The organism is Pseudomonas sp. PVC-3-1 (assembly GCF_057444315.1).
The window spans coordinates 6,301,153-6,318,552 of the sequence record NZ_CM172023.1; the positions used below are offsets into that span (position 1 = coordinate 6,301,153).

Below are 17,400 nucleotides of genomic sequence, written 5' to 3' on the forward strand. Positions count from 1 at the left end.
CATGCGCCTGATCATCGTCAGTGGAAGATCCGGCTCGGGCAAGAGCACCGCGCTCAACGTGCTCGAGGACAACGGTTTCTACTGCATCGACAACCTGCCGGCCAGCCTCCTCCCGGACCTGGCCCAGCGCGCGCTGCTGCACACCGAACTGCTGCACCCCCAGGTCGCCGTCTCCATCGACGCTCGCAACCTGCCCAGCCAGCTGCAGCGCTTCCCCGAGCTGTTGCAGGAAGCCCGCGACAAGCACATCCAGTGCGACGTGCTGTACCTCGATGCCGATGACGAAACGCTGCTCAAACGCTTTTCCGAGACTCGCCGCCGCCACCCGCTGACCAGCGACAGTCGTTCGCTGGCCGAAGCCATCGCCGACGAATCGCACCTGCTGGCGCCGATTGCCGATCTGGCCGATCTCAAGCTCAACACCACCAACCTGAACCTCTATCAGCTGCGCGACGTGCTCAAGCTGCGCCTACTGAACAAGCCCGAACTGGGCACCGCCTTCCTGGTCGAATCCTTCGGCTTCAAGCGCGGCATGCCGGTGGACGCCGACCTGGTGTTCGACGTGCGCTGCCTGCCCAACCCCTACTGGAAGCCCGAGTTGCGCGAGCACACCGGGCTCGATGTTGAAGTCCAGGAATACCTGGCGGCGCAACCTGATGTCGAGGAGATGTACCAGGATATCCTCGGCTACCTGAACAAATGGCTGCCGCGCTTCGCCGCGAGCAACCGGGCCTATGTCACCATCGCCATCGGCTGTACCGGTGGCCAGCACCGCTCGACCTACCTGGCCGAGCGGATCGGCCAAGCCCTCAAGGAAAGCCTCACCAACGTGCAGATTCGCCACCGCGACCTGAGCTAAGCAGCGACAGACAACAAAAGGACAGCCCCTCGCGATGCCCGCCCTCGAAGTCACCATCATCAACAAGCTTGGCCTGCACGCCCGTGCGGCGGCCAAATTCGTCGGCGTCGCAGGGCGTTTCCCCTGTCAGGTTCGCGTGGGCCGCAACCCCGAGAGCACGGTAGACGGCAAGAGCATCATGGCCGTGATGATGCTGGCCGCCGGCAAGGGCACCAATCTGCATCTCGCTGCCGAGGGCGAGCAGGAAGACGAAGCGATCAAGGCGCTGGTCGACCTGATCAACAACTACTTCGACGAAGGCGAGTGACGCGCCAGGCCTTCAGCCTAGCGACGTATCCAGCACCATCATCAGACAGAAGCCGATGATCAGCCACTGGGTGGCCTGCGCCGCATGACCGCGCCGCTGTGACTCGGGAATGATCTCGCGCACCACCACATAGAGCATCGCACCCGCCGCCGCGGCCAGCCCCCAGGGCAGGAACATCCGCGAGATGCCGATCAGCCAGGCGCAGAGCACCGCGAACAACGGCTCCACCAGCCCTGAGGCCGCCCCGGCCAGCGCTGCCTTGCCACGTGACACCCCAGCTCCTGCCAGCACCAGCGCGATCGCCAGCCCTTCCGGTACATCCTGCAGCGCGATACCCAGCGCGAGACCACTGGCGCCCTGCACTTCTCCGCCAGCGGCAACGCCCACGGCCATGCCCTCGGGAATGTTGTGCAGGACGATAGCGGCGACGAAGAGCAGGATACGCGCCGGTACTTTGCCCTCGGCTGCGCCCTGGATATTTGTCTGGGCGTCTTCGAGCACCCGGCCGAACACCGCCAGGCCGAATGCGCCCAGCGCCAGGCCCAGACTGACCAGCAGCGACGCGAGCCAGGTGGACCGTCCGCCCGCTTGCGCCGCCTCCAGCGCGGGGAGCAGCAGCGAAAATGCAGTGGCCGCCAGCATCACCCCGGCGCCAAAGCCGAGCATGGCGTCCGCAATCCGAGCCGGCATGCTGCGCACCAGCAGCACAGGCAAAGCGCCCAGGGCAGTGCCAAGGGCGCACAGCATGCCGCCATGCAGTGCCAGGTACATCGGTGCCGACAACGCCAGGCGTGCCAGCAGCATCAGGTGCTGGACCACGAGCACACCGCCGCCAAGGACGATGCTCAGCCCCAGCAACCAGCGCAAATTACGCCCTCCGCTTTCACGCAGACTCTGCACGATCAGACGCATGGGGTGACCTTCGGTTTCATCCTTTTCCCCGCGCCTGCAGCGCCAGACGGTAACGACGAAGCACTTCAGGCCAGGCGACGACGTTGTAGAAAGCGGCAATGTATTCCGGCCGACGGTTCTGATAGCGCAAGTAGTAGGCATGCTCCCAGACATCCAGCCCGAGGATCGGCTGATTGCCCTGCATCAGCGGGCTGTCCTGGTTGCCGGTGCTCTCCACCTGCAGCTTGCCCTGCGGGTTGACGGTCAACCACGCCCAGCCGCTGCCGAAACGGGTCAGCGCAGCCTTGGTGAAGGCCAGGCAGAAGGCGTCGTAGCCGCCCAGTTCCGCATCGATGGCCTGACGCAACTCGTCCTGTGGCAGACCGCCACCATCCGGCGCCATGACGGTCCAGAACAGCGAGTGGTTGGCGTGGCCACCGCCGTTGTTGATCACCGGAGCGCGCAATGCCTCAGGCAGGCGATCAAGGCTCCCCAGCAACTCCTCCACCGGAACCTCCACTAACGCCGAGCCTTCCAGTGCGGCGTTCAGATTGTTGATGTAGGTCTGGTGGTGCTTGCTGTGATGGATTTCCATGGTCTGCGCATCGATGTGCGGCTCCAGCGCATCGTAGGCGTACGGCAAGGCAGGCAGGATGTGAGGCATCTTGGTTCCTCCGGTTCGTATCGGACGTCAGTGGTAGCGCATCGAATGCACGGCAGTGAACAGGCCCGGGCGCAGTTCGACCGCCCCCTGGCGGCGCAGCAGGCGCTGGGTGCGCGGATAGGTGCCGTGCTCGCCGATGAAATTGAGCAGCTCGACGTAGGTGCGACGGCTGTGCTGCACAGCCGCTGCGCGCAGGTCCGAGCATTTGCGCAGGTCCTCGCCCAGCACCAGCAGGCGCTCGTGGCAGGCGCACAGGTACTCGGCGGTTTCCTCCGGCTGGCCCAACTGCAGGTGCAGGTCGCCGAGGTTGTGATGAGAGATGACGAAGGCCATCACCGCTTCCTCGGGATCGTGCCAGCGGTCCAGCAGGACCTGGGCCAGCGCCAGCGCGTGGAGGTAATGCTCACGGGCATCGATCAACTCGTTACGAATGAAGCAGCGGTTGCCCAGTTCGATGGTGCGTTGCCAATGACGCATGGCAGGTTCCTCCAGCGGGTGGGGCGGAGTCAGAGTCCGCCGGCGGTGAGCTTCTCGGGATTGAGCAGTTGCTCGAGACGAGCGCGGTCCAGATCGATGCCCTTTAGAGCAGAGAACTCAAGCGCAACATCGGCCACGGCTGCTGTCGAGCAACAGCTGGAAGCACTTTTCGAACAGGCGCCAGGCCGGCACCGGTTCCCACGCCGCCAGGTAGCGCGCCTCGCCGATGTACTGCTCGACCAGCCGCGGTTCGTTCGGCTCCAGGGCGCAGCGGATGCGAGTGCCCAGCAGGTACCAGCGGTCAGTGATCGAGCTGTCGACTTCGGCAAACATGGCAATCCCTCAATCGATAATGAGATTTATTATTGTTTGCGAAAATCCAAAAAACAAGCCTGCCTGACGCAATGCGCTGGATGGCCTGCCTGGAGAATGAGTCGAGGAAGGGCTGGAAGCCGCGGCCAGCGGGCCGCGGCGAGGGGATCAGTTGCCGGCGACCATCATCTTTTCGATGAGCACGGAGCCGGTGTGCAGATTGCCGCGATACTCCACGTCGTTACCGATGGCGATGATGTTGCGGAACAGGTCGCGCAGGTTGGCGGCGATGGTGACTTCCTGTACCGGGAACTGGATTTCGCCGTTCTCCACCCAGTAGCCGCCTGCGCCACGCGAGTAGTCGCCGGTCACCAGGTTGACACCCTGCCCCATCAGCTCGGTGACCAGCAGGCCACGGCCCATGCGGCGGATCAGGGCGGCCTGGTCCTCGTCGCCATGGCTGACGAACAGGTTGTGCACGCCGCCGGAGTTGGCCGTGCTGGGCATGCCCAGCTTGCGCCCGGAATAGGTGCCCAGCACATAGGAAACCAGCTCGCCGCCTTCCACGAAGGGCTTGGCATAGGTCGCCAGGCCATCGTTGTCGAACGAGGCACTGCCCAGCGCGCCGCGCAGCAGCGGCCGCTCATCCAGGGTCAGCCATTCCGGGAACAGTCGCTGACCCAGCGCGCCCTCAAGGAAGGACGACTTGCGGTACAGGCTGCCGCCGGAGATGGCGCCGAGGAAGTGGCCGAACAGGCCCACGGCAACTTCCGGGGCGAATAGCACGGGGACTTCGGCAGTCGGCACCGGGCGCGCGCCCAGGCGGCTGGCGGCACGTTCTGCAGCACGACGGCCGATGGATTCAGGGGTGGCCAGCAACTCGCCGCGACGATTCACGTCGTACCAGTAGTCGCGCTGCATCTGCCCTTCGCCTTCGGCGATCATCACGCAGCTGAGGCTATGACGGGTGCTGGCATAGCCACCGACAAAGCCGTGGCTGTTGCCGTAGACGCGACAACCCTGGTGGGTGTTCAGCGTAGTGCCGTCGGCTTTGGTGACACGTTTGTCAGTGGCAAAAGCCGCGGCCTCGCAGGCCAGTGCGCGCTCGATGGCCTGGTCGGGGGTGATCGACCAACCGTGGTACAGGTCCAGGTCCGGCAGGTCACGGGCCATCAGCGCCGGGTCAGCCAGGCCGGCACAATCGTCTTCGGAAGCGTGCTTGGCGATCGCCAATGCCGCCGCCACGGTCTCGCGGATAGCGTCCGCGCCGGTCGCCGAGGTGCTCGCCGAGCCCTTGCGCTGGCCGACGTAGAGGGTAATGCCAAAGCCCTGGTCGCGGTTGAACTCGACGGTCTCGACTTCCCCCTGGCGCACCGAGGTGGACAGCCCCTGCTCCACCGATACCGCCACCTCGCAGGCGCTGGCGCCCTGCCGGGTGGCCTCGGCGATGATCCGCTCGACCTGCTCGCGCAGTTCGGGAAGGACCTCCGGGCTCACTGCCGGGTTGTGTTCGCTCATTGCATGCCTCTCCTGTTCATGGTCCGGCCCCGCCATCAGGCGGCGGCAACCGGCGCGGGCCGGACAAGCGGCCCCTGACTCGTTATCATGGCGGCGTTTTCAACGAGACCCCCGCCATGGCTGAAATTCACGATGACGACTCGTCCTTCGATGAGAAGAGCAAGTCGCAAGTAAAACGCGAAATGCACGCACTGCAGGAGCTCGGCGAGCGCCTGACCACGCTCAAGGCCGACATGCTCGACCGCATGCCGCTCACCGATCCGCTGCGCCGCGCACTGGAAGAAGCGCCCAAGCACAAGGCCAACGCCGCCAAGAAACGCCACCGGCAGTTCATCGGCAAGCTGATGCGCGACCAGGACGTCGAGGCCATCCTCGCCCTGCTGGAACAGGTAGACACTTCGACCCGCCAGTACAACGAACGCTTCCACGCCCTCGAGCGCTGGCGCGATCACCTGATCACCGGCGGTGACGCGGCGCTGTCCGCCTTCTTCGGCGAATACCCGGAAAGCGACCGTCAGCATCTGCTCCAGCTGATCCGCCACGCCCAGCATGAGGCCGCTCACAACAAGCCTCCGGCCGCGGCGCGGAAGATCTTCAAGTACATCCGCGAGCTGGACGAGATGAAACGCGGCCTGCGCTGAGCGGCCGCGCCCTTCCCTTCCTGGCCCACCGGCAACGGCCTCAGGCGCCCGTGCCGCCGACGGTGATCGCGTCGATCTTCAGGGTCGGCTGACCGACACCCACCGGCACGGACTGGCCGTCCTTGCCGCAGGTGCCCACGCCGCTGTCCAGCGCCAGGTCGTTGCCGACCATGGACACCCGGCTCATCACTTCCGGACCGTTGCCGATCAGGGTCGCGCCCTTCACCGGGCGAGTGATCTTGCCGTTCTCGATCAGGTAGGCCTCGCTGGTGGCGAAGACGAACTTGCCGCTGGTGATGTCCACCTGGCCACCGCCAAGGTTTGCGCAGTAGATGCCGCGCTCGACGCTGGCGATGATTTCCTGGGGATCGCTCTGCCCGGCCAGCATGTAGGTGTTGGTCATGCGCGGCATCGGCAGGTGCGCGTAGGACTCGCGACGGCCGTTGCCGGTGCGCGCCACGCCCATCAGGCGGGCGTTGAGCTTGTCCTGCATGTAGCCCTTGAGGATGCCGTTCTCGATCAGCACGTTGTAGTTGGTTGGCGTGCCTTCGTCGTCCACCGACAGCGAACCGCGACGGCCGGCGATGGTGCCGTCATCGACGATGGTGCACAGGCTGGAAGCGACCTTCTCGCCGATGCGACCGCTGTAGTTCGAGCTGCCCTTGCGGTTGAAGTCGCCTTCCAGGCCGTGGCCCACGGCTTCATGTAGCAGCACGCCGGACCAACCAGCGCCCATCACCACCGGCAGGCTTCCGGCCGGCGCGGGAACCGCTTCGAGGTTGACCAGGGCCTGGCGCAGCGCCTCGCGGGCGTAGCTCATGGCGCGGTCTTCCTGGAGGAAATACTTGTAGTCGGTACGACCGCCGCCGCCGTGACCACCACGCTCACGGCGGCCGTTCTGCTCGACGATCACGCTGACGTTGAAGCGCACCAGCGGGCGGATGTCCGCCGCCAACGATCCGTCCGCCGCGGCGATCAGCACCTGATCCCAGACACCGGCGAGGCTGACGGTGACCTGCTGGATGCGCGGGTCGAGGGCGCGGGTGGCGGCGTCGATCTTCTGCAGCAGCTCCACTTTCTCGGCGCGGCTCATCACGTCCAGCGGGTTCTCGCCGGCATACAGACGCGTCGGCACCACGGCCTTGAAGGCCTGCACCTTGCCGTTCTGCCCGGCGCGGGAAATCGAACGAGCGGCGCGAGCGGCCTGGATCAGCGCCTCATGGTTGATTGCGTTGCTGTAGGCGAAGCCGGTCTTCTCGCCGGACTGCGCGCGCACGCCGACGCCCTGGTCCATGTGGAAACTGCCCTCCTTGACGATGCCGTCCTCCAGCATCCAGGACTCGGAGACCTGGCTCTGGAAGTAAAGATCGGCGGCGTCGATGCCGGGCCCGCTCAGCTCGTGCAGGATCGGCGACAGCTGGTCGATATCCAGACCACCGGGGGCCAGCAGGTGCTGACTGACGGATGACAACAGTTCGCTCATATTCACTCCGTACGCGCCGGTCGTGGTTCGACCGGCGGGAAAAATCTTCTGTGCCGGGCAATCGGCATGCGCTGCCGGATCGCCGCCTGTTCCTCGCTGTCGCGCTCGGCCAGCAGCACCGCCTCGCCCTTGGCCTGTTCGGCGAGGATACGCCCCCAGGGGTCGACAATGGCCGACTGGCCCCAGGTTTCCCGTCCTTTGGGGTGGGTACCGCCCTGCCCGGCCGCCAGCAGGTAACACTGGGTCTCGATGGCACGGGCACGGATGAGGATTTCCCAATGCGCCGCCCCGGTCACCGCGGTAAACGCCGAAGGGGCGCTGATCAGCTCAGCGCCGGCTTCGCGCAGCGCGGTATAGAGCTCGGGGAAACGCAGGTCGTAGCAGACCGTCAGCCCCAGGCGCCCGACCGGCGTATCCGCCACCACCACGTGCTGGCCGAAGGCGTAGTCGTCCGACTCGCGATAGCGGCCACGGGCGTCGGCGACATCCACGTCGAACAGGTGCAGCTTGTCGTAGCGCGCCGCCACTTCGCCGCGCTCGTCCACCAGCAATGAACAGGCGTTGGCCTTCGCGTCCGGCTGGCCTTCAGGCGGCAGCGGCAGGGTACCGGCGACTATCCACAACCTGAGGTCGCGGGCGGTGCTTTTCAACCAGGGCAGGATGGGCCCTTCGCCAAGGGCTTCGGCGCGGCCGATGTCCGCCAGGTCACGACGGCCCATGGCGGCGAAGTTTTCCGGCAGCACGGCGAGACGCGCGCCGCTCGCGGCGGCCTGCTCGAGCAGGCGACGGGCGGCGGTGAAATTGGCCAGGACATCGTCCTGGCTGACCATCTGGATGACGGCAATGGACATGGCTAGCTCCGGTAATGCCTGGGTTTCATGCTAACCGATGCCCGGACAGTCTGCTCAATGGGGTTTTTCGAAGGGTTTCTCGAAGGTGATCGCCGGGCTCTGCCATGGGCCCTTCACGCTGTACTGCACGCTGGCAAAGCGCGCGACCTTGTCGCCCAGCAGCTTGTCCACCACGAACAACGCACCGCCGATGGCTGGCGCACCGACGATCAGCGCTGCCAGAGGCAGGTTGTTGGTCACCGGCAGGGTCACCAGCAGCTTGGCGTCGATCTGATCGTGGGCGAGGTCCAGCGTGCCGTTGAGTTCCAGGTTGCTCGACGGACCATCCAGGCGCAGCGGCTCGCGGGTAAAGAAGACGCCGTCGGTGGCGGTGAGCACGCCCTTCACGCGGTCGTAGCTCAGGCCCTTGCCGAGCAGATCGGAGAAGTCCAGCCGCAGGCGGCGGTTGATGGCGTTGAAGTTGAGCAGGCCGAAGACCCGCAGTGCGTTGGCACCTCCCTCCACCTCGACGAACTGCCCCTTGCGCAGGCTGGCGTCAAGGGTTCCGCCGAAGCGCCGCAGGTTCAGCGCCGCCGGCGAGCCCGGCCAGTTGCCGTTGATGTCCACACTGAAGCGCTCGCTGGTCACGCTGGGCGCGAAGTCCCAGGCCTTGAGCACGTCCCCCAGGTTCTTGCCCTCGAGCTTGCCCTGGAAGGTGCTGCGCGCGCTCGCTTCCACACCGTCCCAGCGCAGGTTGCCTTTCACCGAGAGGCCGCGCAGGTCCAGGTTCACATCGTTGAAGCCCACGCCGGTCGGCGTCGGGCGCAGATTGAAGCTCCAGGCGCCCACCGGCTTGCCGGCCTTCAGCACCTGGCGAATGGTCACGTCCATCGGTGGCAGGGTGCGCGGGTCGATCTTCGCCATCGGGTCGGGCTGCTCGACCGCCTTCGCGGAATCGATGGCCTCGCCCTTGGGCAGGTCGATGCGGTCCAGAGCGATCTGGATCGGCTTCACCTTGCTGTCAGGCAGGGTGATCTTGCCGGTGACCAGCGAGCTGACCAGCCCGACCTGCCAGTTGCTGTCGACGCGGGTCAGGTCCAGCGTGAGGTTGTCCAGCGTCTGGCCGAAGCCCTTGAAACGAGCGATCTGCAAGTCTGCGCCACGCAGCAGCCCGGCAGCGCCTTCGACACCGGTGTTGGAGTACTTCTTCGCGACCGCCATCCAGGCATCGGCATCGACTTCATCGACCTTGCCGCGCACCTGAACGCCATTCCAGTTGGGCAGCACGGCCGGATCGCCCCCCAGGCGCAGCACGCCACGGCCTGCGAGCGGCTGGTCAGCCGGTGCAGCGTAGGCCAGGCTGGCACGGTCACCATAGGTCGCCCAGTAGCGCCGCTCGGCACCATCCAGGGTCATGCGCCACTCACTTTCGCGGGTTTCCTGCGCAGCCTTGCCCAGCGGTGCCGGCAGGTCGATGGTGACGCCCTGCAGGTTCGAGGCGACCTGCAACTGGCTGTCCTTGCCATCGAGCAGCAGGTTGAGCTGGAACGGAACGCGCCCGTCCACCGGCAACTGCTTCTGCACCTTGCCCCAGTCGAGCAGGGTCTTTACCGGCACCTGGCCAGCCACCAGCACGCGGGTACGCGGATCGCCATTGCGACCTTCGGCGCGAATGCTGCCGGTAACGCGGGCCCCAAGCACCTGGGCGGAGACGTTCTGCCCGCTCAGGCCGCTGTCGGTGTCATAACGGAACTTGCCCTTGACCTGTTCGAGGTTCAGTTCAGGCTTGGCGATCTTCAGCTGCGCCTTGTCGGTATCGAAATCGACGATCACCCGCGCCTTGCTCGCCTCGCCCTTGGCCAGGGGAATATCGAGATTGAGATGGCCGTTCAGGTCGCCCTTGCCTTCCCAGCCGGCAAAGGTATGAGTGGCGCCAATCGGCGAGTCCTGGAGGATCTTCAGACCGTCGACGAGGTTGCTGTCGATATCGCCGTTCACGTGCAGGTGGGCGACTTCACCCGGATTCGAATGGGGTATCTCCACCGAAACATCGCGCACCTGGCTATTGAGGATCTGTCCGCTCGTGGCATTGATGCTCACGCCACTATCCTCGACACGCACCTCGCCCTCAGCCTTGCTCAGGCCTGGCCAGCCGGGCTGGTAATCGAGCACGCCGTCGTGGACCTTGAAGTACAGGCTCATTGCATGGGCCTCGGGCGCCGAGCCCTTCTGCAGCGAGCCCTGCCAGAGGAAATAGCCCTGCTCGATGCGGCCGCTCTTGATGGAGCCCTTGAGCCAGGCGGCGAGGTCCTTGCTCATCTGCGGGATCACGGTGGGCAGGTACTTGCTGGTGAAGCGCGCGTCGCCATGGCTCATGCCGACGCGCAGGTCCATGTAGTCCTCCTGCGCAGGGTCGCGCATCAGGCGGATCAACATGTCGCCGGCGATGGTGCCTTCCTCGCCCTCCACCTGCATCAGGTGGCTGCCAAGGGTGAAGGCTTCGTCGTTGAGCTGGAAGAACATCCGCGTGTGCGCGGTGCGGTAGTGCCAGGGTTCGGGGAACAGCGTGGCCAGGTGCAGCATGAAGTCCTGGGCGTTGGCGTCCAGCGTGCCGCCGCCGAGGTTGCCGCTCAAGGTGCCGTCGACATTGGCCACCGCGGGAACATCATGGAAGGCTTTGACACCGACCTTTTCCAGATTGGTGGCATAGACGACGCGCTCGGCGCCCTCGCGCTGCGGCCAGTAGTCGAAATTCACGTTGTGCAGCACGCCGCTCGGCTTCAGGCCATCGAGCCATTCGACGACCTTGTCCGGCAGCGGCGCCAGGGCGGTGATGGTCGGGCCCAGCGGAGTCAGGTCAAGGCGGTCGGCACGCAGTTGCCAGTGCTCCTCGTCCTTCATTCGGCGAGTCAGTTCCAGCTCCACCTCACCCCAGCGGGTATCACCGATGTTCGCCGCCAGATCGGCGACGCGCAGATCAAAATCGTCACCGTTTCGCTGGAAGAACAGGCCCACACCCAGATCGCTCAGACTGACCGGCTTGCGCCCGGCCAGCGCGGCCTCGATCTTCGGCGCATTCAGACGCGCTACCGCGGAAACCGGCACGCCCTGGTCGATAGTCGCCCAGAATTCGCCACCGGCCTTGGCCTGGGAGAGTTTCCAGGCGCCAGTGAGGCGCTCGGGCAGCCATTTCGCCCAATCGGCCTGAGGCAGGCTGAGATACAGCTGAGCCGAGCTTTTCGCCCAGTCGTCACGGTTCAGGCGGGTTTCCAGACGCGCCGCCACTGGCTCACCACCGGGCAGGCTGAGGCGAGCTTCCAGGCGCTGACGGCTGCCGCTGCGCAGGGTCATGCCGACGTAGTTCAGCGACAGAGGATTGGCCTGCTGCGGCAACACGGTCAGTTGGCTGTCCATCAAAGACAGGCGACGCGGAGTCAGCAGCAGGTCGATGAGCTTGCGCGGATCGGTGTCGCCGCCACGGCTCGGCAGGCCGTCGGCGTGCCACTTGCCTTCCTCGTCCTCGCGCAGGGTCAGGTGCAGGCCTTCCAACTCCAGGGCATCGACGCGCGGTTGACGCGCCATCACGCTGCCAAGGATGTCCGGCGTCAGCCGTACACGCTCCAGGCGCAGCGAGTCATTGCCCTCGCCCAACTGGATGTCGCGCACCACGATGATCGGGCTGAAGGCATGCCAGTGCCCTTCGAGCGCACCGATGGCCACCGGCAGGCCCAGTTGCTCACTGGCCTTCTGCGCGAGTTCGTCGCGGTACTCCGCCACCAGAGGCACCAGTTGCCGGCCAAGGCTGACGTATAGCGCGAGCAACACCAGCCCCAGCGCCAGAAGGCCCAGGACGATGCGCAGGGAAGTGGCGAACAGGTGGCCGGCGCGCTCCATGTCAGCCGGCTACCTGTGAAGTGAAGCGAAGGGTCATCTAGCGGCCTCCCAGCCACGCAAGGTCGAACCTGGTCTGACAGTGTGCGTCAGACAAAGCTCCAAAATACCCCATTGCAGAGCGGCCGATTGCACAAAGCCCACGTCGTGCGACCCGCCGCTCAAAGCAGGACAACGTCGTACTGCTCCTGGGAGTACATGGCCTCGACCTGGAACTTGATGGGACGGCCGATGAACAACTCCAGATCGGCGACATTGCCAGACTCCTCGTCCAGCAGTCGGTCCACCACCTTCTGGTTGGCCAGCACCAGGTAGGAATCGGCCTGGTAGGCCCGAGCCTCGCGGAGGATCTCGCGGAATATCTCGTAGCAGATGGTCTCGGGGGTCTTCAGCATGCCGCGGCCCTGGCAGCTTGGGCAGGGCTCGCAGAGCACCTGCACCAGGCTTTCGCGGGTGCGCTTGCGGGTCATCTGCACCAGGCCCAGTTCGGTGATGCCGATGATGTTGGTCTTGGCATGGTCGCGTTCGAGCTGCTTTTCCAGAGTCCGCAGGACCTGGCGGCGGTGCTCTTCGTCTTCCATGTCGATGAAGTCGATGATGATGATCCCGCCCAGGTTACGCAGGCGCAGCTGGCGGGCAATGGCGGTGGCCGCCTCGAGGTTGGTCTTGAAGATGGTTTCTTCGAGGTTGCGGTGGCCAACGAACGCGCCGGTGTTCACGTCGATGGTGGTCATCGCCTCGGTCGGGTCGATGATCAGGTAACCGCCGGACTTGAGCAGCACCTTGCGCTCAAGCGCCTTCTGCACCTCGTCTTCGACCCCGTAGAGGTCAAAGATCGGCCGCTCGCCAGGGTAGTGCTCCAGGCGGTCAGCGATTTCCGGCATCAGTTCTTCGACGAACTGCGTGATCTTCTGGAAGTTCTCCCGGGAATCGACGCGAATCTTCTCGATGCGCGGATTCACCAGATCACGCAGGGTGCGCAGGGCCAGGGACAGGTCTTCGTAGATCATCGTCGGCGCGCCGACGGTCTGGATCTGCGCGTCGATCTGGTCCCAGAGACGGCGCAGGTAGCGGATGTCGGCGAGGATCTCGTCCTCGCCGGCGCCCTCGGCAGCGGTACGCAGGATGAAGCCGCCGCGCTCGACGATGCCCTCAGCCTCAACGCACTTGGCGACCACCTGCTTGAGGCGCTCGCGCTCGTGTTCGTCCTCGATCTTCAGGGAAATGCCGACATGGCTGGTGCGCGGCATGTAGACCAGGTAGCGCGAGGGGATCGACAGGTGCGTGGTCAACCGCGCGCCCTTGGTGCCGATCGGGTCCTTGGTGACCTGCACCACCAGGCTCTGCCCTTCGTGCACCAGCGCGCCAATGCTCTCCACGGCGCTGCCCTCGCGGGTGGAAATCTCCGCCGCGTGGATGAATGCCGCTCGCTCCAGCCCGACATCGACGAAAGCCGCCTGCATGCCCGGAAGCACGCGCACGACCTTGCCCTTGTAGATGTTGCCGACGATCCCGCGGCGCAACGTGCGCTCGACATGGACTTCCTGCAGGACGCCGTTCTCCACCACCGCCACGCGCGATTCCATCGGCGTGATATTGATCAGGATCTCTTCGCTCATGCGCCCTTCCTTATCGCGCCCGGAGTCGTGCCAGCGCTATTTTCCGATCAAGACTGCCAGCTGGCGATGGAGAAGTCAGCCAGCAATGCCGCGGTTTCACACAAAGGCAGGCCGACCACGGCGCTGTAGCTGCCCTCTACGCGGCTGACGAAGATCGCCGCGAGGCCCTGGATAGCATAGCCACCTGCTTTATCCTGGGGTTCGCCGGTCTCCCAGTAGCGCTCGGCTTCCTCGGCGTGAACCTCGCGGAAGGTCACCCGGCTGCTGACCACGCGCGCCTCGCAGCGGTCACGGTCGGCCACCGCCACGGCGGTCAGCACCTCGTGCTCGCGGCCGGACAGCGCCTGCAGCATGGCCAGGGCGTCGTCGCGGTCCACCGGCTTGCCGAGGATACGGCCGTCCAGCACCACGGCGGTATCGGCGCCAAGCACACAGACGTCGGCGCGCTGGGCGAGGAAATTCAGCCCGGCCAGCGCCTTGCTGCGCGCCAGGCGTTCGACATAGGCGAGCGCCGACTCGCCGGACTCGGGCGTTTCATCGATGGACGCGGGCACTATGTGGAACGGCAGGCCGATCTGGGTGAGCAGTTCGCGGCGACGCGGCGAACTGGAGGCGAGGTACAGCTGGGCCATCAGAGACTCCGAAGCGGGCCCGCGTAGCGCGAGCCCGGTGATTCACCCGCAAAGGGGCGATCAGTTGATGTTCAGGCGCAGCCGCAGGGCCCGCAGCAAGGTGTAGACCCAGGGCCAGAGCAGGGCACTGACCAGTGCCGGCAGGAGGAACACCAGGGTCGGCGGGCGGTTGCCGGTCAGGGCGCTGATCCACAGCTGGACCAGTTGCGCGAGGCCGAAGACCACCAGCAACACCAGGCATTGCTGCCAGATAGGGAACATGCGCAGGCGCTGATGCAACGAGAGCACCAGGCAGATGATCAGGCTCAGAATCAGCGCGTTCTGCCCCAGCAGGCTGCCGTAGAGCACGTCCTCGGCGACGCCGAGCACCCAGGCGCTGAGCATCCCGACCTTGTGCGGCAGATAGAGCACCCAGTAGGTAAGGAACATTGCCAGCCACAGCGGGCGACCGATCTCCATGAAGCTGGGCATAGGCGCCACCGACAGCAACAGCGCCAGCAGCAGCGTCAGCCAGACGGCCCAGCCATTGTTGGAACCCTGGGTAGCCATCAGTGACGAGCCCTGGCATCGGGGTGCGATGCCGGCGCACCAGGTGCGGCCGGGTCAGCAGCATTGGTGCCGGCCGGATGGGCTGGCTGTGCGGCAGGAGCGGCAGGCTGCGCGCCGTCATGGGGCTGCGCGGCGGGAGCGCCAGGCGCTGCCGGTGCCGGCTGTGCCGGCGCGCCAGACTCGGCGGCCTTGCGGTCGGCCTCGGCCTGGGCTTCGGCGGCATCGGTGGCGCGCTGCTCGGGGGTACGGCTGTCGCTGAACACCAGCAGCACGTAGCGGCTGCGGTTCATCTTGGCCGTCGGCACGGCGCGGATGGTAGCGAAAGGTCCACCAGTGTCGTGCAGCACTTCCTTCACCACCGCTACCGGATAGCCGGCCGGGAAGCGCTGACCAAGGCCGGAGCTGACCAGCAGGTCGCCTTCCTTGATGTCGGCGGTATCGGCGACGTAACGCAGTTCCAGGCGTTCCGGGTTGCCAGTGCCCACGGCGATGGCGCGCAGGCCATTGCGGTTCACCTGCACCGGAATGCTGTGGGTGGTATCGGTCAGCAGCAGCACGCGCGCGGTGTAGGGCATGACCTCGACCACCTGGCCCATCAGACCGCTGGCATCGAGGACCGGCTGGCCCTGGAACACGCCGTCCTTCTCGCCCTTGTCGATCAGGATGCGCTGGGTGAAGGGGTTGGGATCGACGCCGATCAGCTCGCCCACCAGCACCTTGTCATCGACCAGCGCGGAGGAGTTGAGCAACTCGCGCAGGCGCACGTTCTGTTCGGTGAGGGTGGCCAGCTTCTGCAGACGGCGCTGCATCAGCAGTTGCTCAGCCTTCAGGCGCTCGTTCTCGGCCTGCAGTTCGCTGCGGCTGGTGAACTGATCACGCACACCTTCCCAGGCACGAACAGGGAAGTCGGCAATGCCATAGAAAGGACTCAGCACGAGGCCCATCTGGCTGCGTACCGGTTTCAGATAATCGAAGCGGGCATCGACCACCATCAAGGCGACCGACAGGACAGCGAGCACCAGCAGGCGCGCACCCAGCGAGGGCCCTTTGGAGAATATCGGTTTGATGACCGGCTCCTAGCTGTTCGAAGTCGGTTGAAGTTTCACCAGTGCGGGCGAAACGTCAACCGACCTTTACAGGGCTTTCCTACCTTATTCGGTGGAAAGCAGGTCCATCGAATGACGGTCCATCATTTCCAGCGCCTTGCCGCCGCCACGGGCGACGCAGGTCAGCGGGTCTTCGGCGACGATCACCGGCAGGCCGGTTTCCTGGGCCAGCAGCTTGTCCAGGTCGCGCAGCAGCGCGCCACCACCGGTCAGCACCAGGCCGCGCTCGGCGATGTCCGAAGCCAGTTCCGGCGGGGACTGCTCCAGAGCGCTCTTGACCGCCTGGACGATGGTCGCCAGCGATTCCTGCAACGCTTCGAGCACTTCGTTGGAGTTCAGAGTGAAGCTGCGCGGTACGCCTTCGGCCAGGTTGCGACCACGGACGTCGACTTCGCGGACTTCGCCGCCCGGGAAGGCGGTGCCGATTTCCTGCTTGATGCGCTCGGCGGTGGATTCGCCGATCAGGCTGCCGTAGTTGCGGCGCACGTAGGTGACGATGGCCTCGTCGAAGCGGTCGCCGCCGACGCGGACGGATTCGGCGTAAACCACGCCATTGAGGGAGATCAGGGCGATCTCGGTGGTGCCGCCGCCGATGTCGACGACCATGGAGCCACGGGCCTCTTCCACCGGCAGGCCGGCGCCAATGGCTGCAGCCATCGGTTCTTCGATCAGGTACACCTCACGGGCGCCAGCGCCCAGGGCCGATTCACGGATCGCGCGGCGTTCCACCTGGGTGGACTTGCACGGTACGCAGATCAGCACGCGCGGGCTGGGCTGCAGGAAGCTGTTCTCGTGAACCTTGTTGATGAAGTACTGCAGCATCTTTTCGCAGACGCTGAAGTCGGCGATCACGCCATCCTTCATCGGACGAATGGCGGCAATGTTGCCCGGGGTACGGCCCAGCATGCGCTTGGCTTCGGTACCGACCGCCACCACGCTCTTCTGGCTGCCGTGGCTACGAATGGCGACCACGGACGGTTCGTTCAGGACGATGCCGCGCTCGCGCACATAAATAAGGGTATTGGCAGTGCCCAGGTCGATCGACAGATCACTGGAGAACATGCCACGCAGTTTTTTGAACATTGGAAAGAAACCCATAGGTGGCGCGTGGGTGAAAAGTGCGCGGGTAAAAAAGTGCGGCAAACTCTAACAATGACGGGGGTTTTGGGCAAGGCGGCAATTTATGCTAGATTCCTCGTTTTTCGGGCCTGCAGGCCCGTCCCAGCGGCCTTCGACGGTCCGCCGCGGGTTCTGTTCCCTGCCCCCACCAATTCCTTCCGGCCAGGTCCAGTTCGAACCGGGCCGCTCTAGCTGGAGACCTCGATGGCGCTTGAACGCTCCGACGTGGAAAAGATCGCCCACCTCGCCCGCCTGGGCCTGGAGGAAGCCGACATTTCGCGTACCACCGACACCCTGAATAACATCCTCGGCCTGATCGACGCCATGCAGGCGGTCGACACCGACGGCGTGGAGCCCCTGGCCCACCCGCTGGAAGCCACCCAGCGCCTGCGTGCCGACGCCGTCACCGAGGAGAACCGCCGCGAAGCCTACCAGGCCATCGCGCCGGCCGTGGAAGACGGCCTTTACCTCGTCCCGAAAGTCATCGAGTAAGCGCTAAGGA

17 protein-coding genes and 1 pseudogene are annotated in these 17,400 nt (G+C 65.3%); 4 read left to right on the plus strand and 14 right to left on the minus strand.

Features of this window, described 5'->3' with window-relative positions; all coding sequences use genetic code 11:
- Nucleotide 1: 1 nt before the first annotated feature.
- Nucleotides 2-859, plus strand: coding sequence for an RNase adapter RapZ (rapZ, locus tag AC2T4A_RS29055; protein WP_416744843.1), 858 nt, complete (start codon nucleotides 2-4; stop codon nucleotides 857-859).
- A 34-nt stretch (nucleotides 860-893) separates the two neighbouring features.
- On the plus strand, nucleotides 894-1,166 hold the full coding sequence (locus tag AC2T4A_RS29060) for an HPr family phosphocarrier protein (protein ID WP_081517453.1): 273 nt from the start codon (nucleotides 894-896) through the stop codon (nucleotides 1,164-1,166).
- A 12-nt stretch (nucleotides 1,167-1,178) separates the two neighbouring features.
- Here the strand turns inward: AC2T4A_RS29060 and AC2T4A_RS29065 are convergent, their stop codons facing one another.
- The 6 genes and pseudogenes from AC2T4A_RS29065 to pmbA all read right to left on the minus strand — a co-directional run bounded on the left by AC2T4A_RS29065 (nucleotide 1,179) and on the right by pmbA (nucleotide 5,028).
- Nucleotides 1,179-2,072, minus strand: coding sequence for a ZIP family metal transporter (locus AC2T4A_RS29065; RefSeq protein WP_416744969.1), 894 nt, complete (start codon nucleotides 2,070-2,072; stop codon nucleotides 1,179-1,181).
- A 22-nt stretch (nucleotides 2,073-2,094) separates the two neighbouring features.
- Nucleotides 2,095-2,721, minus strand: coding sequence for a superoxide dismutase (locus AC2T4A_RS29070; RefSeq protein WP_486742393.1), 627 nt, complete (start codon nucleotides 2,719-2,721; stop codon nucleotides 2,095-2,097).
- 27 nt (nucleotides 2,722-2,748) lie between these two features.
- Entirely contained in the window at nucleotides 2,749-3,198 is a 450-nt protein-coding gene (locus AC2T4A_RS29075; RefSeq protein ID WP_478377293.1) for a hypothetical protein, read from the minus strand.
- A 29-nt stretch (nucleotides 3,199-3,227) separates the two neighbouring features.
- Nucleotides 3,228-3,308: pseudogene (locus AC2T4A_RS29080) on the minus strand (hypothetical protein); the annotation flags it as partial.
- 7 nt (nucleotides 3,309-3,315) lie between these two features.
- A complete protein-coding gene (locus AC2T4A_RS29085; RefSeq protein WP_416744840.1) occupies nucleotides 3,316-3,531 on the minus strand; it encodes a hypothetical protein in 216 nt (71 codons plus the stop codon).
- 147 nt (nucleotides 3,532-3,678) lie between these two features.
- Nucleotides 3,679-5,028 (minus strand): metalloprotease PmbA, encoded by a 1,350-nt coding sequence (gene pmbA / locus AC2T4A_RS29090; protein WP_486742394.1) that lies wholly within the window; start codon nucleotides 5,026-5,028, stop codon nucleotides 3,679-3,681.
- 116 nt (nucleotides 5,029-5,144) lie between these two features.
- On the opposite strand from pmbA, the gene yjgA reads away from it, so the two are divergent.
- A complete protein-coding gene (gene yjgA, locus AC2T4A_RS29095; RefSeq protein ID WP_239746551.1) occupies nucleotides 5,145-5,669 on the plus strand; it encodes a ribosome biogenesis factor YjgA in 525 nt (174 codons plus the stop codon).
- Between the two features lie 40 nt (nucleotides 5,670-5,709).
- Here the strand turns inward: yjgA and tldD are convergent, their stop codons facing one another.
- From tldD to mreB, 8 genes are all read right to left on the minus strand, one after another.
- Nucleotides 5,710-7,152 (minus strand): metalloprotease TldD, encoded by a 1,443-nt coding sequence (tldD, locus tag AC2T4A_RS29100; protein WP_486742395.1) that lies wholly within the window; start codon nucleotides 7,150-7,152, stop codon nucleotides 5,710-5,712.
- A 2-nt stretch (nucleotides 7,153-7,154) separates the two neighbouring features.
- Nucleotides 7,155-8,003: a carbon-nitrogen hydrolase family protein gene (locus AC2T4A_RS29105; protein ID WP_486742396.1), complete on the minus strand. Its 849-nt coding sequence runs from the start codon at nucleotides 8,001-8,003 to the stop codon at nucleotides 7,155-7,157.
- 54 nt (nucleotides 8,004-8,057) lie between these two features.
- Nucleotides 8,058-11,876, minus strand: a complete 3,819-nt coding sequence (locus AC2T4A_RS29110; RefSeq protein ID WP_486742397.1) for a YhdP family protein — start codon at nucleotides 11,874-11,876, stop codon at nucleotides 8,058-8,060.
- A 158-nt stretch (nucleotides 11,877-12,034) separates the two neighbouring features.
- A complete protein-coding gene (gene rng / locus AC2T4A_RS29115) occupies nucleotides 12,035-13,492 on the minus strand; it encodes a ribonuclease G (RefSeq protein ID WP_088421210.1) in 1,458 nt (485 codons plus the stop codon).
- Nucleotides 13,493-13,539: 47 nt separating this feature from the next.
- Nucleotides 13,540-14,124 carry a Maf family protein gene (locus tag AC2T4A_RS29120; RefSeq protein WP_416744836.1) on the minus strand — a complete coding sequence of 195 codons (585 nt, stop codon included), beginning with the start codon at nucleotides 14,122-14,124 and terminating at the stop codon, nucleotides 13,540-13,542.
- A gap of 60 nt (nucleotides 14,125-14,184) precedes the next feature.
- Nucleotides 14,185-14,673, minus strand: a complete 489-nt coding sequence (gene mreD / locus AC2T4A_RS29125; RefSeq protein ID WP_416744835.1) for a rod shape-determining protein MreD — start codon at nucleotides 14,671-14,673, stop codon at nucleotides 14,185-14,187.
- Complete coding sequence (mreC, locus tag AC2T4A_RS29130) at nucleotides 14,673-15,692, minus strand: rod shape-determining protein MreC (RefSeq protein ID WP_486742398.1); 1,020 nt, start codon at nucleotides 15,690-15,692, stop codon at nucleotides 14,673-14,675. Before mreC ends, mreD begins: the two co-directional genes overlap by 1 nt.
- Nucleotides 15,693-15,824: 132 nt before the next feature.
- Nucleotides 15,825-16,862 carry a rod shape-determining protein MreB gene (gene mreB / locus AC2T4A_RS29135; protein WP_017518164.1) on the minus strand — a complete coding sequence of 346 codons (1,038 nt, stop codon included), beginning with the start codon at nucleotides 16,860-16,862 and terminating at the stop codon, nucleotides 15,825-15,827.
- A gap of 240 nt (nucleotides 16,863-17,102) precedes the next feature.
- On the opposite strand from mreB, the gene gatC reads away from it, so the two are divergent.
- Nucleotides 17,103-17,390 (plus strand): Asp-tRNA(Asn)/Glu-tRNA(Gln) amidotransferase subunit GatC, encoded by a 288-nt coding sequence (gene gatC, locus AC2T4A_RS29140; protein WP_015475813.1) that lies wholly within the window; start codon nucleotides 17,103-17,105, stop codon nucleotides 17,388-17,390.
- The last annotated feature ends 10 nt before the right edge of the window (nucleotides 17,391-17,400 follow it).